Below are 14601 nucleotides of genomic sequence, written 5' to 3' on the forward strand. Positions count from 1 at the left end.
TCGTCGTACGTTCAACGGTGCAGCAACAACTGTGTCAATGGCGGCGGCGGTCATGAGGCCCTCACGTCGAAAGCGACCTTCACGGTGCCCAGCCGGCCGGCGGACTGCGCGTGGTCGAGCGCCTCACGCCACCGGTACAGCGGGTACTTCGCGCCGACGACCCCGTCCAGCGGAGCCTTCTGGGCCATCTCCAGCGCGGTCTCGAAGGCAGGGCGCCCGTTCGGCTCCTCCCGCGAGGACGCGTACGTCCCGGTCAGCTCCAACTCACGGAACCACACCGGCGACAGGTCCGCACCCGTCGACGGCATGCCGGCCAGTACCACCCGGCCGCCGGCCTTGGTGACCCGCAGCACGGTGTCGATCGAGTCCTTGCTGCCGACCGCGTCGACGGCGACGTCGACACCGCCGAGCAGGAACTCCTTGGCGTTCATCTCCGGCTTCAACCGGAACGCGCCGGTGGCCCGGCGGACGCCACGGAAGACCTCGTCGGGCGCGACCACATCGCTCGCGCCGAACGCCCTGGCCAGCTCGCGCTGCTTGGGGTGCTTGGCGACGACGGTGATCCGGCCTGCCTGGGTCAGCTCGCGCAGGGCGAGCGTCGCGAACAGCCCGACAGCGCCGGCGCCGCTGACCAGTACGGACTGGCCCGGCTCGATCTTGGCCCGGAGCGCGGTGTGGACGGCGCCGGCCAGCGGCTCGACCAGGACAGCCCGCTCATCGGAGAGGCCTTCCGGTACGGCGTACAGCTGGCTGCGGTGGGCCACCATGACGTTGCCCCAGCCACCGCCGGTGTCCTGGCAGAAGCCGGTCTGGAGTCCGGGCGAGACGTGGCCGACCGTGATCCGGTCGCACAGGCTCGTCCGGCCGGACACACAGCTCTCGCACGGCTCCACGCCACGCGCGGCGCACGTGAGGACCGAGTCCATGACTACCCGGGTGCCCTTCGGCAGGTCCTCGCAGTCGTCCAGCAGCTCGCCGACGATCTCGTGACCCGGTACGAACGGCAGCGACACCAGCGCGGAGAAGTAGAGCTTGGTGTGGCCGGTGACCATGCCGAGGTCGGAGCCGCAGATGCCGGACAGGATCGGCCGGATCCGCGCCCAGCCGTCGCGGTCGGCCTTCGGCTCGTCGATCGTGACGAGCCGCAGCGGCGCGGCCGGGCCGGTGAGGATGGCCGGGATCCGGCTGCCCATCGCCTTCGCGGCCAGGAACTTGGCCGGTGAGCGGTACATCTCCAAGGCGAGCATCATCGGGCCTTACCTCCGGTCAAACGCTGTACCCCGGGGATCTCCAGACGTGAAGAGGTGGCGGGTGTCTTCCAGTCGACGATCTGCCAGCGCGCGGCCCGGGCGGCCCGGAACAGCGAGACGTCCGGCGAGACGGCGACCGGGTTGCCGACGGTGGTCAGCATCGGCAGGTCCGAGTGGCTGTCGGCGTAGGCGTACGACTTGGACAGGTCGATGTTCGTGCCGCGGGCGCGGTGCTTGATCCACGCCGCGCGAGACTCGCCCACCAGCGGCGGGCCGGTCAGGTACCCGGTGCAGCGGCCGCGGTCGTCGACGGCCAGGTCGGCTGCGACAATCTCGTCGAACAACGAGTCCAGCGGCCTGGTCAGCGGCCGGACCGCGCCGGTGATCAGGATCGTCCGGTGGCCGGCCGCCTTGTGCTCGCGGATCCGCCGGACGGCAGCGCCGCTGAGCCGCTCGAGCACATGCCCGGCGAGAACCTCGTCGACGATGTGGTTGAGCTCTTCCAGGTCCGCACCCTGGTACCGGCGGTAGATCGTGCGCAGGAAGGTGCCGCGGTCCTTACGCTCGGCCGAGATCAGCTTCGGCAGCTTGCGCAGCATCGCGCCGATCTCACCGACCCGCTGGTGGCTGTCCAGCTCGGGCAGCCGCATCCACAGGTAGGTCTCGATCACGTTCGACGACAGCAGCGTGCCGTCCATGTCGAACGCGGCGATGATCTCGGCGTCGTCCGAGGGCTGCACCTTCTTGAGCGTGCCCGCGGACTCGGCCAGCGCCTTGTTCCGCTTCTTCCGGACGACGTCCAGCCGGCGCAGCGAGTCGGTGACGCTCGGGCAGTGCACTTCCTGCAGGTAGTGCTGCCAGTCGACGATCGAGGTGTCGCACCAGAACTTCTCCCGGTCGTCACCCTCGAGCGCGTTGTGCAGGGCGAGCACGTTGTCGTCGATGAACTGCAGCTCGGCCTGCGCGTACTCGGAGTACAGGTCCATGTAGCGGCGCAGGAAGTCGATCCGGCGCTTCTGCACGTCCAGCTCGCGCGCGTACTTGCGGGTCCGCTCGCCGCGAGGCGCGTGCATGATGATCTGGTCGGCGATCTTGTGCGCCTTCTCGCCGTACCGCAGCATGCTCTCGACCGAGTCGCCGCCGGGGAACTTCCAGACCGGCAGCCGGACCGCGCCACGCTCGCCCAGGTCGAATGGGTGCTTGGAGAAGTACGCGCGGACGCCGGCGTACAGCTGCTCGAAGGTCAGCGGGTTCCGGGCGCCGGAGCTGACGTGGTAGTACTCCGGCTTCGACAGCTCGGGCTCGGTCGCCATCACCGCGCAGATCGCGCCGACGACGTGGTCGACCGGGATGATCTCGACGACCGAGTCGGGGCTGGCCGGGAACTCGGGCAGCTCGCCGCGGCCGTAGGCCAGGATCAGCGGCTCGGCCATCTTGAAGCCCTCGATCCAGCCCGGGTGCGGGCTCTGCACCGCGGACTCGATGATGGCCGGCCGGACGATCGAGGTCGGCAGCTTGGCCGCGAACTCCTCGACGACGCGCTCGCCCAGCGCCTTGGTGAAGGTGTAGCAGTCGGTCCAGCCGAGGCTGCGCGCGCGCTCGGTGCCGGTCTCGACCAGCTTCTTGGCGACCCACTCGGTACGCCGGCGCTCGGTGTCGGCCGCGGCGGTCAGGTGACCGGCCCGGCGGTGCAGCTTCTCCGACTCCTTGCGGAACCGGATCAGCATCGCGGCGCTGCGCGAGGTCTCCTCGATCCGGGCCTTCATCGCCATCCCGGCCTCGGCCTCGGCCCGCCAGTCGACGTTGTGGTCGACCGGGGCTTCCGGGATCGCGCCCCGGCGACGGCCGGCGGTGTAGGCGGTGGAGATGTGCACGTAGTGGACCGGACGGCCGTCGCTGGCCTCGACGATCCGCTCGAGCAGGCTCTTGGTGCCGAGCACGTTGGTGGTGAACGCCTCGTGGATCGGCGGGTCGAAGGAGACGTCGCCGGCGCAGTGCACCACGATGTCGAGATCCTTCGGCAGCGCCGGTACGTCGGACAGGTCGCCCTCGACGACCTCGACCCGGGCGGCGGTCAGCTCGGCGGCGTCGGCGTACGGGGTGCCCTCGCCGTAGAACGGCTTGAAGATGTCCTTCTTGAGCATCTGCGCCATCCGGTCGGTGCCCTTGAGGGACCCCTTCGGACGGATGATCGCGACCACGGTGGTACCGGGCAGGTCGCCGATCATCCGGTGCAGCAGGGCCTCACCGACGAATCCGGTGATGCCGGTGACCAGGACCTTCTTGCCTGCCAGCTTGTCGGCAAGGCTCACTTGTCGCCTCCACGGGTGAGTTCGAGTGCCTCGGTCAGGGTGAACGCGCCGGCGTACAGGGCCTTGCCGACGATGACGCCTTCGACGCCGTCGCTGACCAGCGTGCTCAGGGCGCGCAGGTCGTCGAGGCTGGAGACGCCGCCGGACGCGACGATCGGCTTCTCGGTCCGCGCGCACAGGTCGCGGTACAGGTCGAGGTTGGGGCCCTGCAGCATGCCGTCCTTGGTGACGTCGGTGACGACGTACCGCTCACAGCCGGCTCGCTCGAGGCGCTCGAGCACCTCGTACAGGTCGCCGCCCTCTTTGGTCCAGCCGCGGGCGGCCAGCGTGCGACCACGGACGTCGAGCCCGATCGCGACCCGGTCGCCGTACTGCTGAATGATCCGGTCGCACCACTCGGGGTCCTCAAGGGCGGCGGTGCCGATGTTGACGCGGCGCGCGCCCGTCGCCAGAGCGGCCTCGAGCGAGTCGTCGTCGCGGATACCGCCGGACAACTCGACCTGTACGTCGAGCTTGCCGGTCACCTCGGCGAGCAACTCACGGTTGCTGCCACGACCGAACGCGGCATCCAGATCGACCAGATGGATCCAGTCCGCGCCGGCCTCCTGCCAAGCCATCGCAGCGGCCAGCGGGTCACCGTAGGAGGTCTCGCTCCCCGCCTCGCCCTGGACCAACCGAACAGCCTGCCCATCCGCCACATCGACGGCAGGCAGCAGCACCAGAGTCCCAGACCGGGGCGGTGGGGTGGGGGCCGAATCAGACACTGACATGGGCCACACCCTAGATGGCTTGGCTGGCAGTTTTGTAACCCAGTGCCCTGCTGAGTCGTTGAGATCCGATCTGTCGCAGCAATACCAGTGGGGTTACTGGTATGTACCATACGTAAGCTGTTGGGCATGACCACCGTGGCTGAACTCGAGACCGATCCGCATCCGTATCTCGCTCGGATCCGGCCCGTCGGGTTTAGCGACGCGTTGGGTGGCTGGGTGGTCGCCAGCCGGGCGTTGGCGATGGAGGTGATGCGGGATCCGGAGACGTTCACTGTCGATGATCCGCGGTTCTCTACGGCGCAGGTGGTGGGGCCGTCGATGTTGTCGCTCGACGGTTCCGTGCATGGTGAGCATCGGGCGCCGTTCGAGCATCCGTTCAGCCTGGCGCAGACTCGGGCTCGGTTTACGTCGTTCGTTTTGGAGGAGACCGATCGGCTTGTCTCGGCGATCGAGCTGCTGGGGGCCGCTGACCTTCGGACCACTGTCGCCGGCCCGCTGTCGGTCGCGGTGGTCGCGTACTCGCTCGGGCTCGACCGGACCGACGCCGCGACGGTGCTGGACTGGTACCAGGACATCTCTTCGTCGGTCAGTGGGATCGCGGCGGGGCTGCCGGTTACCGCCGAGGGGGCCGCAGCGTTCGCCAAACTTCACCAACATGTTGCCGGGAGCATCGATCACTCGGACTCGCTGATCGCCGAGGCCGCTTCTGCCGGGCTTGGGACCGATGAGGTGGTCGCCAACGCGGCCGTGCTGATGTTCGGCGGTATCGAGACGACCGAGGGGATGATCACCAACTGCCTCTGGCATCTGCTGACCAACCCGTCGCAACTCGCTCTGGTACTGGCCGATCACTCGCTGATCCCGAACGCGATCGAGGAGTCACTGCGCCTGGAACCGGCCGCGGCCGTGGTCGACCGCTATGCGACGCGCGACGTCTCGCTCGGCGGTGCTTCAGTGAAGCGCGGTGACTTCGTCAGCGTCTCGCTGGCCGGCGCCAACCGCGACCCGGCCGTCTTCCCCGATCCTGATCGGTACGACGTCCAGCGCGACAACGCCCGTCGCCACCTCGCCTTTGCCAGCGGCCCGCACATCTGCCTCGGCATGCACCTCGCCCGGCTCGAAGCGGTCAGCGCGATCACCGCGCTGCTCACCCGGCTCCCCGACCTGCGACTCGACCCGGCCTCTCCCCCACCCCACGGCCTCGTCTTCCGTAAGCCGTCGGCGGTCGACGTCAGCTGGACGGTCGCCTGAGGTCAGCTGACGTCGACCGAGCTGAGCTCAGCCAGCCGGACGGCTGAGCAGCAGGACGCCTGCCGGGAACGCGGGTACCTCGCGGTCCGGGTCGGCGTCCGCGTCGCGTTCGAAGTCGGCGAATCCTCGGTCGAGCTCATCGTCGGCGATGTGCTCGAAGGTCGAGAACGCTCGCAACTTCAGCCTGTCGTACGTCGCCCGCAGCGTCCGCGCTTCCGTGACATCGACCCATCGCGGCTCTTCCTCGGCTTGCAGACCGGCCTCCATCGCCAGTGCGCGAATCTCGTCGAACGGCAGGTACATCGCCGCGTCGACGCCGCGGGCGCTCGGGAAGTACCGGTACCAGTAGAGGTCCGGCATACGGTCGCCGAACTGGGTCCGGAGGATGACAGTGCCGCCGGGGCGCAGTACTCGGGTGACCTCTCGCAGCCCCTGGAGCGGGTCTGACCAGTGGTGGATCGTCAGGAAGAGCCAGGCCAGGTCGCAGGACTTGTCTGGCAACGGGATCGCCTCGGCGGAGCCTTCCAGATAGGTGACATCGGGGTGCTCGGTCGCCTGCTCCAGCATCCGGGCCGACGGTTCGACGCCGTACACCGGACCGCCGAAGGTCTCGGCGAGAGCCGGGGTGAAGCGGCCGATGCCGCAGCCGAGATCGAGAACTGTCAGTGGGCGGTTCGGGGGCGCGAATCCGGCGGCTGCCTGCATCCAGGTGTTCAGGCTGTCGGCGGGGAGGGCGCGGCCTTGGGCGTAGACCTGATGAAGCCGAGCGTCATAGTCCACCATTTGGCGATCCTAGCGATGGCCGGTCAGGCGGGGCATCAGGTTTATCGGGGCCAGAACACGTCGTACGCGAGGCGGAGGATCAGCGCCGAGACGACGACGAGGAAGATCACCCGGACGAAACGCGAGCCGCGCGCGACCGCGGTACGGGCGCCGAGCAGACCGCCGAGCATGTTGGCCGCGCCCATGATCAGGCCCAGTCGCCACAGCGGTGCGCCGTGGGCGGCGAAGACGAGGATGGCGCCGAGGTTCGTGGCGACGTTGGCGATCTTGGCCTTGGCGCTGGCGCGGAGGAAGTTGTAGCCCATCAGCCCGACCAGCGCGAAGATCAGGAACGAGCCGGTACCCGGCCCGACCGCGCCGTCGTAGAACCCGATCAGCAGTCCGACCAGGCTGGCGGCGACGTAGTGGGCCCGGCCGTCGAAGCGCAGTACGGTCGCGGACCCGAGATCCGGCTTGAACCAGGTGTAGAGCGCGACGCCGATCAGCAGCACCAGCACGATCGGCTTGAACCACGCCATCGGGATCCGCGTCGCCACCAACGCGCCGCCCGCCGCCCCGATCGCAGCCAGCCCGGCCAGCGGCAACACGGTCCGCCGATCAGGCTTCACCTTGAGGCCGAAGGTGACCGCGCTGGTCGTCGTACCGAACAACGACGAGATCTTGTTGGTCGACAGAATCTGCGCCGGCGATGCGTTCGGCAGCCCCAGCAACATCGCCGGCAACTGGATCAACCCACCACCACCGACCACCGCGTCGATCCACCCGGCCGAGAACGCGGCCACCACCAAGAACACCAACGTCCACAACGAAATGTCAGGCACAGAAGCCCCGCGGCCCGCGATAATCAATCACGGGCCCCATCATCAGGTAAGCCCATTGTCCCGCTCTACCCTTACACCGTCCGATGTGCTCCAGCCCACTGCTCAACCCGCGAGTACAGGCCGGTGCCGAGGAGGACGTGGCCGATCATGATCGGGTAGATCGCCGAGCGTTCGAACATACCGATGTTCCACATCCAGCCGGTGAAGACGTCGAGCATGAAGACCGCGAAGCCGGCCAGGCCGGCCATGCCGAGCGCGGTGCTGGCGATGGAACGTCCGCGGGCCAGGCCGATCCGGGAGCCGGTCACGCCGACAACGATGGCCATGATGTTGCCGGCGATCATCACGCCCTGCGCACCGAAGGTGTGGAAGGCGATCAAGCCGTTGTCGACGTTCGCATTGGAGCCCTGGAAGATGCCGACCAGCGAGACACCGACTCCGGAGATGGTGGCGAGGGCAACAATCACGACCGGGCGGATGCCCCTGCGGAGATCGAAGGTGAGAAAGGCGCCGACGATCAGGAGTACTCCGTAGAGCACCCAGCCGGCGTCCATGACCGCGCCGAGCGGGGAGTTGCCGACCTGCTGGAAGGCGACCTGGCTCGGACCGGTCAGGCCGAGGTGGCTGACCCAGTTGTAGAGGGGCGAGTAGTGCGGGTCCTGCCAGGCCGCGGCGGTGATGAACTCGGCGCCCCAGGAGATGAGCGGTCCAAGGAAGATGAGGAGCGCTCCGGTGCGGACCGTGTCGGCGCGGATGATGGTCTTCATCGCAGCGCCATTCCCGGGATGCGCCGGCGGATGGCTTCCAGCTCGGCCTCGTCGGAGATGCCCTGGAAGTCGTAGCGCGGCGTGTACGGAGCCTCCAGAACCTTCACGTCGTCGTCGGTGAGCTCGAGATCCAGCGACGCCACTGCTTCGTCGATCTGCTGGATCGAGCCTGCGCCGACCAGGGGTGCGGTGACGACCGGTTGGCGTCGCAGCCAGGCGAGTGCGACCTGGGCGCGACTGACGCCGTGGAGCTGCGCGACCTGGCCGACCGCGTCGATGATCGCGCGGTTGGATGCCTCCTGCTCGGGTGAGTAGAGCGTGTCCGCGTACGCGCCGTCGGTCTCGGACCGCTGCGTCGACCTGGCATCGTCCCAGCCGCGCGCGAGCCGTCCGCGCGCCAGCGGTGACCAGATGATCGTGCCGACGCCTTCGTCCAGACACAGCGGGATCATCTCCCGCTCCTCCTCGCGAGCGAGCAGGTTGTAGTGGTCCTGCATGGACACGAACCGGGCCCAGCCGTACTGCTTCTGCAGGCGCAGCGCTTTGGCGAACTCCCAGGCGTGCATCGACGACGCGCCGAGATAGCGCACCTTGCCGGCCTTCACCAGATCGCTGAGCGCCTCGAGAGTCTCCTCCCACGGGGTGGCGTGGTCGTTGCGGTGAATCTGGTACAGGTCGATGTAGTCGGTGCCGAGACGGCGCAGCGAGTGGTCGACCTCGGTCAGCACCGCCTTGCGCGACAGGCCCCGGCCGTTGGGACCGGTACGCATCGGATGCCGGAGCTTGGTCGCGATCACCACGGCGTCGCGGTCGGCGAAGTCCTTGAGCGCGCGGCCGAGGATCTCCTCGCTGGATCCGTTGGAGTACATGTTGGCGGTGTCGAAGAAGTTGATGCCGGCGTCCAGCGCGTGCTGGATCAGCGGTCGCGCCTCGTCCTCGCCCTTCGACCAGACGGGATGGCCGCGGTCGGGTTCGCCGTACGTCATCGCGCCGATCGCGATCGGAGACACGTCCAGGCCGGTGGTGCCGAGCTTGATGTACCGCATGATGCTCCTCTAAGCTATGTGGAGAGTTCTCCAGATACGTTAGTGGAGAGTTCTCCACTTAGCAAGGAGAGGTCTGCGATGGTTCGTTCAGACGCCCGGGAGAACCGGGCCCGCATCCTCGCGGCGGCCCGCGAGGCCTTCACCGAGGACGGCGCCACGTCCATGAACCAGGTCGCTCAGCGGGCAGGCGTCGGCGCCGGCACCCTCTACCGCAACTTCCCCACCCGGGAGACGCTCGTACTGGCCGTCTACCAGGACGAGGTCGAACGGATCGTTGGCTCCGTACCTGGCCTCCTGGCCGATCTGCCTCCGATCGAGGCCCTCCGGCACTGGACGACCGACCTGGTCGAGGCGATGCGGCGCAAACATGGCCTGGGCGACGCGCTCAGCCCCACCGCCCACCAGACGATCACCGAACAGACCTACGATCCGGTCATCACGGCGATCACGACCCTCCTGGACGCAGGCAAAAAAGCCGGCACCATCCGCCCCGACGCAGACCCCGGCGACTTCCTCCAACTAACAGCCGCCCTCTGGCGCACCCCCACCGGCCCCCAAGACCGCTCCCCCCGAATGCTCGCCCTCATCCTCGACGGCCTCCGCCACCAGCCGTAACTCCCTGCCCCCTCCCGCGGGCACGCAGGACGAGCAGCACCCGATCGAGCGCCACACGAGCGAGCACCATCCGACGCGTCGCCCACCCCACCGCTCACCCCACCCAACGCACGGCCCCACCAACGTGGTCAAACCGCGCGACGCAGGAGCGCCGACACCAGGGCGGGCGGGAGCACCCAGAGCCGTGAGCGACGCGGACTTCCCAGGGGCTAGGGGTGTCAAGCGGCGAGTGTTTGGGCGAACAGCGGCGGGAGCGTGGGGCAACCCAACCACCTGCCGGCCACGCCACGGATCAGCCAGCAATGCGGTCGCACTCGCGCGACGCAGGAGCGCCAACACGGGTGGGCGGGAGCACCCAGAGCCGTGAGCGACGCAGGAGCGAACAGCGGCGGGTGCGTGGGGTAGTAGAACCGCCGCCCTCACCCGGAGGTGAGAGCGGCGGTTGTCATGCAGGTGGGTCAGCCGCGGACGACGGAGACCAGGTGGTCGACGATTTCGGCGACCGGGACGTCGGTGCGGTTGCCCGAGCGGCGGTCCTTGACCTCGATGGTGCCGTCGGCGAGGCCCTTGCCTACTACGGCGATGGTGGGGATGCCGAGCAGTTCGGCGTCCTTGAACTTGACGCCGGGTGAGACCTTCTCCCTGTCGTCGTACAGCACCGTCAGGCCGCGGGACTCCAGCTCGGTGGCGATCGAGGCCGCCTTGGCGAAGAGGTCGGCATCCTTGCCGGTGGCAACCAAGTGGACGTCTGCAGGGGCGATCTCGCGCGGCCAGATCAGGCCGAGCTCGTCGTGGTTGCCCTCGGCGATCGCCGCGACGGCGCGGGTGACGCCGACGCCGTACGAACCCATGGTGACCGTGACGAGCTTGCCGTTCTGGTCGAGCACCTTCAGGTCCAGCGCCTCGGCGTACTTCTTGCCGAGCTGGAAGATGTGCCCCATCTCGATCCCGCGCGCCGACGACAGCGGACCCGAACCGTCGGGCGCCTCGTCGCCGTCGCGCACCTCGGCGGCCTGGATCGTGCCGTCGGCGGTGAAGTCGCGGCCGTACACCAGGTTGATCACGTGGAAGCCGGTCTTGTCCGCGCCCGTCACCCAGGCCGAGCCCTCGGCCACGCGGGGATCGAGCAGGTACCGGATCTTCGACGTGTTCTCCGCCCCCAGCACGCCCGGGCCGATGTAGCCCTTGGCCAGCGCGGGGTTCTTCTCGAAGTCCGACTCCTCGAAGGCAACGACCTCGGCGGGCTCGACCTGCGCGCCCAGCCGCTTCTCGTCGAGGTTCCGGTCCCCCGGTACGCCGATCGCGAGCGGCTCGCGGGTCCCGTCGGGGTGCACCAGCATCACGAGCACGTTCTTCAACGTGTCCGCCGCAGTCCACTCGCGACCGTCCGAGCGAGCATGCTTCGCGTTCAGCGCGTCGACCAGGGTGTCGATGGTCGGCGTGTCCGGAGTGTCCACGACCTCGGCAGCGGGCACGCCCGAGGCGTCGACAGCCGGCGACTGCGGCACCACGACGGCCTCGACGTTGGCCGCGTACCCACCGGGCGAGCGGACGAAGGTGTCCTCGCCGTTCTCCGCGATCGCCAGGAACTCCTCCGACGCCGACCCGCCCATCGCGCCCGACATCGCGGCCACGATCACGTAGTCGAAACCGAGCCGGTCGAAGATCGCGATGTACGCCTTGCGGTGCAGCTCGTACGACGCCTGCAGCCCGGCCTGGTCGATGTCGAACGAGTACGAGTCCTTCATCACGAACTCGCGCCCGCGCAGCACCCCGGCGCGCGGCCGGGCCTCGTCGCGGTACTTGTTCTGGATCTGGTAGATCGACAGCGGCAGGTCCTTGTACGACGAGTACAGGTCCTTCACGACGAGGGTGAACATCTCCTCGTGCGTCGGCCCGAGCAGCATGTCGGCGCCCTTGCGGTCCTTGATCCGGAAGATGTTCGGCCCGTACTCCGTCCAGCGGCCGGTCGCCTCGTAGGGCTCGCGGGGCAGCAGCGCCGGGAAGACCAGCTCCTGCGCGCCGATCCGGTCCATCTCCTCGCGGACGATGTTCTCGACGTTGCGCAGCACCTTCAGGCCGAGCGGCAACCAGGTGTAGATACCGGGCGCGGCGCGACGGATGTAGCCGGCCCGGACCAGCAGCCGGTGGCTCGGGACCTCCGCGTCCGCCGGGTCCTCGCGAAGGGTGCGAAGGAACAGCGACGACATGCGCAGAATCACGGGAGTCTCCAAGCAGTGAACGAGTGGTGGAAGAACTACTGTCGGCAAAGAGGATATCCGCCGACGGGCAGAACTCTCACCAGCTTTCCACAGCCCCGCCTCAGCGCCCCTCGCGGGACGCCTTCAGCGCCGCCCGGATCAACGGGAGCTGGAGCGGCAGCCGGGCGAATCCGATCGCCTTCGCGCGCGGCGTTCCCTTCCGCTGAAGGTCGAGCGCCATTTGCACGTTCGCCGGGAACACGGCGGCCAGCAGCCCCGCGCTGAGCAGGCCTGCCGGTCGCCGCGTCCGCGGATGCAGGAGCCCGGCCGCGCAGGCGAGCTCAGCGATGCCCGAGGCGTAGACGAGCTCCTTCTTGCGCGGCAACTGCCGTGGCACGATCCGCTCGAACGGCTCCGGCTTCACGAAATGCAGCACCCCCATGACCCCGAAAAGCACGGCCAGCCCGGTGGTGCTCCTGCTCCGTCTGCTCATGCCGACGACCTTAGCGGATGGTGTTACCCACGGGTAGCCACCCTACGGAAGCTTCCCGTACGGCGTCGCGGCCGCGCGGGCGGCGTACAGGAGAGCGGGCTTCTGCGCCGGCCACAGAGTGCTGGTGAAGCACGGGTACGACGGGAAGAACCCGCCACAGCTTCCCGAGTCCGGCCCGATCTCGAACGTGTACGCCGGAACGCCCCGCGTCCCGTAAAGCCAGTCATCGGTGGCCCCCGGCGCGAAATAGCCGACGCCACCGTCACCAGTGGAGACCGGATACCCGTTCAGCGCCCCCATCTTCTTGCCCAGGGCAACCAATGCGGCCTGGTTCGGCGCCGCCGTGTTCGTGTACCCGTACGGCGCCAGGATGTCGCTGCCGAAACTGTGCAGCGTCAGGAACACCCCGGTCGTGTCCGCCGCCGCGGGCTCACCGACCGCCCCCTTGGTGTCGCGGAAGATCTTGTCCAGCAACCCCTGGATCGCGACCGTCTCCGGCTCCGAGATCGCCTTCTTCCCCGGATAGGTCTCGTCGCACGGACCGCCCTGCTGCACGTCCCACTGGAAGCTCGAGTTGCGGTTCAGGTCGACACCGGCGTCAGCGGCCGGGCAGCCGCCCGCGGAGTTGTCGACGTTCTTGCGCTGCATCACCGGCCGCGTCGGGTTCGACGCGACCACGTCGACGCCGTCCGGGTTGGCGATCGGGATCACCCACAGCTCCCGAGTGTCCAGCAGCGAGGTGATCGCCGGGTCCGTCCCGTACGACCCGACGAGCAGGTCGATCCACTTGTACGCGACCTCGCCGGTCGCCAACTCACGCGCGTGGATCTGGGCGTGCAGGACGAACTTCGGCTTCTTGCCGGTGCTGTTCAGCGCGCAGTCACCGCTGGTGAGCTTGGTGATGCACAGGGCCTGGATGTCGTGCCCGCCCTGCCCCTTCGTCTTCTTCCACGAGTCGCCGATGTCGTACAGCTTCACCAGGTCGGGGTGGGCTGCCGTGACCGCCGCGTTGTGCTGCTCGTGGCCGGCCGTCGTGTGGTAGCCGCCGTAGTACGTAGTACCGGCTGCGGTTGAGCGGATCACCGGCTGGTAGACGTTGCCTGTCTTGCCGAGGACTACGCCACGGTCACGCAGACGGGCGACCTCGGCAGGGTTGGCGACCAGGATCGGGCGGGAGCCGTGGCCGTGGGGGATGTCGTAGCCGTCGCGGATCAGGTCGGCGACGGTCAACCCGGCGGGCAGCTTGAACGAGTAGTAGGACGGCGTGGTGTCGACCTCTGGCTGAGGCGCAGCGGCGGAGGGACCGGGCGCGAAGCCGGAGACGGCGAACGCGACGGTGGCCAAACCGGCCAATGACACAGCGAGTCTTCGCATGGAGTTTTATCCTTCGACTGGGCGGGGCGGCGCTGTCGAACAGCCAATCTCACCAGCGGTCACCGCGTCATCACAGTGAGCGCTCAGCCTCAGAACAGGATCGTCGCGAAGGTCTCGATGGTCCGGAACCCCACCCGCTCGTACGCCGCTCGCGCCGGCGTGTTGAACGCATTGACATACAGAGTCACCACCGGCGAGATCTGTCGCGCGAGTTCCACGACAGCCGCCATGCCGGGAGCCGCCAGCCCCTGACCCCGTCGCTCAGGATCGACCCAGACGCCCTGGATCTGGCAGACCCCAGTGCCGACCGAGCCGATCTCCGCCTTGAACACGACCTTGCCGTCCTCGATCCGCGCGAACGCCCGGCCGGCCCGGATCAACTCGGCCACCCGCGACCGGTAGAACGTGCCATCCGGGCCGGTCTGCGGCGGTACCCCGACCTCCTCGGTGTACATCGCGACGCACGCCGGGTACAGAATCCCCAGCTCCACCGGCTCGACCGCGCGCACGAGCGGATCCGGCGCGATCGCCGGCGGCCCCTCGATCACCATGAACGGCTGCTCGTCGCGCACCTCGCGCGCCGGTCCCCAATGTGGTTCGAGCACGGTCCACAACTGCTCCACGGCGCGGGCAGGCCCGAGGATCTGGAAGCAGTTGCGACCTCGCCGCAACGCATAGGCCGCGAACGAACGCAACGCGGCCTCCCCCGCACCGACCGGCACCATGTTGCCGCCTGCATGGCAGAGCGCCTCGAGTTCGCCCTTCTCGACGTACCCCCAGACCTCCGCACCGCGGCGCGGATCGAGCCCGGATGCCTGCACGAGCGAGTCGACGAAGACGTTCACGACCGGATCGCGGGCGATGACGGCCCTCGCTGCTGAGAGGTCGCGAGGACCCAGTACCCGTACGCCCACGCCG

General features: G+C 68.5%; 13 protein-coding genes. 2 read left to right on the forward strand and 11 right to left on the reverse strand.

Translation table 11 applies throughout. The features are described from left to right. Positions 1-50: 50 nt before the first annotated feature. The 3 genes from ACIA12_RS09525 to priA are packed head-to-tail and all read right to left on the reverse strand — an operon-like array spanning position 51 to position 4332. Complete coding sequence (locus tag ACIA12_RS09525; protein ID WP_396367151.1) at positions 51-1247, reverse strand: zinc-binding dehydrogenase; 1197 nt, start codon at positions 1245-1247, stop codon at positions 51-53. Further along, positions 1247-3562 (reverse strand): HAD-IB family hydrolase, encoded by a 2316-nt coding sequence (locus ACIA12_RS09530; protein ID WP_396366464.1) that lies wholly within the window; start codon positions 3560-3562, stop codon positions 1247-1249. The genes ACIA12_RS09525 and ACIA12_RS09530 overlap by 1 nt, the downstream gene beginning before the upstream one ends. Next, a complete protein-coding gene (gene priA, locus ACIA12_RS09535) occupies positions 3559-4332 on the reverse strand; it encodes a bifunctional 1-(5-phosphoribosyl)-5-((5-phosphoribosylamino)methylideneamino)imidazole-4-carboxamide isomerase/phosphoribosylanthranilate isomerase PriA (protein WP_396366465.1) in 774 nt (257 codons plus the stop codon). Before priA ends, ACIA12_RS09530 begins: the two co-directional genes overlap by 4 nt. A 126-nt stretch (positions 4333-4458) precedes the next feature. Between priA and ACIA12_RS09540 the strand changes: the two genes are divergently transcribed. After that, entirely contained in the window at positions 4459-5583 is a 1125-nt protein-coding gene (locus tag ACIA12_RS09540; protein ID WP_396366466.1) for a cytochrome P450, read from the forward strand. A gap of 27 nt (positions 5584-5610) precedes the next feature. Here ACIA12_RS09540 and ACIA12_RS09545 read toward each other — a convergent pair whose 3' ends face one another. From ACIA12_RS09545 to ACIA12_RS09560, 4 genes are all read right to left on the reverse strand, one after another. Continuing rightward, a complete protein-coding gene (locus ACIA12_RS09545; protein ID WP_396366467.1) occupies positions 5611-6366 on the reverse strand; it encodes a methyltransferase domain-containing protein in 756 nt (251 codons plus the stop codon). A 41-nt stretch (positions 6367-6407) separates the two neighbouring features. Then, positions 6408-7187 (reverse strand): sulfite exporter TauE/SafE family protein, encoded by a 780-nt coding sequence (locus ACIA12_RS09550; protein WP_396366468.1) that lies wholly within the window; start codon positions 7185-7187, stop codon positions 6408-6410. Positions 7188-7258: 71 nt separating this feature from the next. After that, positions 7259-7954, reverse strand: a complete 696-nt coding sequence (locus ACIA12_RS09555) for a DUF998 domain-containing protein (RefSeq protein WP_396366469.1) — start codon at positions 7952-7954, stop codon at positions 7259-7261. After that, positions 7951-9000: an aldo/keto reductase gene (locus ACIA12_RS09560; RefSeq protein ID WP_396366470.1), complete on the reverse strand. Its 1050-nt coding sequence runs from the start codon at positions 8998-9000 to the stop codon at positions 7951-7953. The genes ACIA12_RS09555 and ACIA12_RS09560 overlap by 4 nt, the downstream gene beginning before the upstream one ends. 78 nt (positions 9001-9078) lie before the next feature. On the opposite strand from ACIA12_RS09560, the gene ACIA12_RS09565 reads away from it, so the two are divergent. Next, a complete protein-coding gene (locus ACIA12_RS09565) occupies positions 9079-9615 on the forward strand; it encodes a TetR/AcrR family transcriptional regulator (RefSeq protein WP_396366471.1) in 537 nt (178 codons plus the stop codon). Positions 9616-10073: 458 nt separating this feature from the next. On the opposite strand, the gene ACIA12_RS09570 is transcribed toward ACIA12_RS09565, so the two are convergent. The 4 genes from ACIA12_RS09570 to ACIA12_RS09585 all read right to left on the reverse strand — a co-directional run bounded on the left by ACIA12_RS09570 (position 10074) and on the right by ACIA12_RS09585 (position 14597). Beyond that, entirely contained in the window at positions 10074-11837 is a 1764-nt protein-coding gene (locus tag ACIA12_RS09570; protein ID WP_396366472.1) for a proline--tRNA ligase, read from the reverse strand. Positions 11838-11937: 100 nt separating this feature from the next. Continuing rightward, positions 11938-12309, reverse strand: a complete 372-nt coding sequence (locus ACIA12_RS09575; RefSeq protein WP_396366473.1) for a hypothetical protein — start codon at positions 12307-12309, stop codon at positions 11938-11940. 42 nt (positions 12310-12351) lie between these two features. Then, a complete protein-coding gene (locus tag ACIA12_RS09580; RefSeq protein WP_396366474.1) occupies positions 12352-13683 on the reverse strand; it encodes a M14 family zinc carboxypeptidase in 1332 nt (443 codons plus the stop codon). Between the two features lie 89 nt (positions 13684-13772). Then, positions 13773-14597, reverse strand: coding sequence for a GNAT family N-acetyltransferase (locus ACIA12_RS09585; RefSeq protein WP_396366475.1), 825 nt, complete (start codon positions 14595-14597; stop codon positions 13773-13775). Between the last annotated feature and the right edge of the window lie 4 nt (positions 14598-14601).

This window comes from Kribbella sp. NPDC051620, assembly GCF_044453825.1.
Lineage (GTDB): Bacteria > Actinomycetota > Actinomycetes > Propionibacteriales > Kribbellaceae > Kribbella.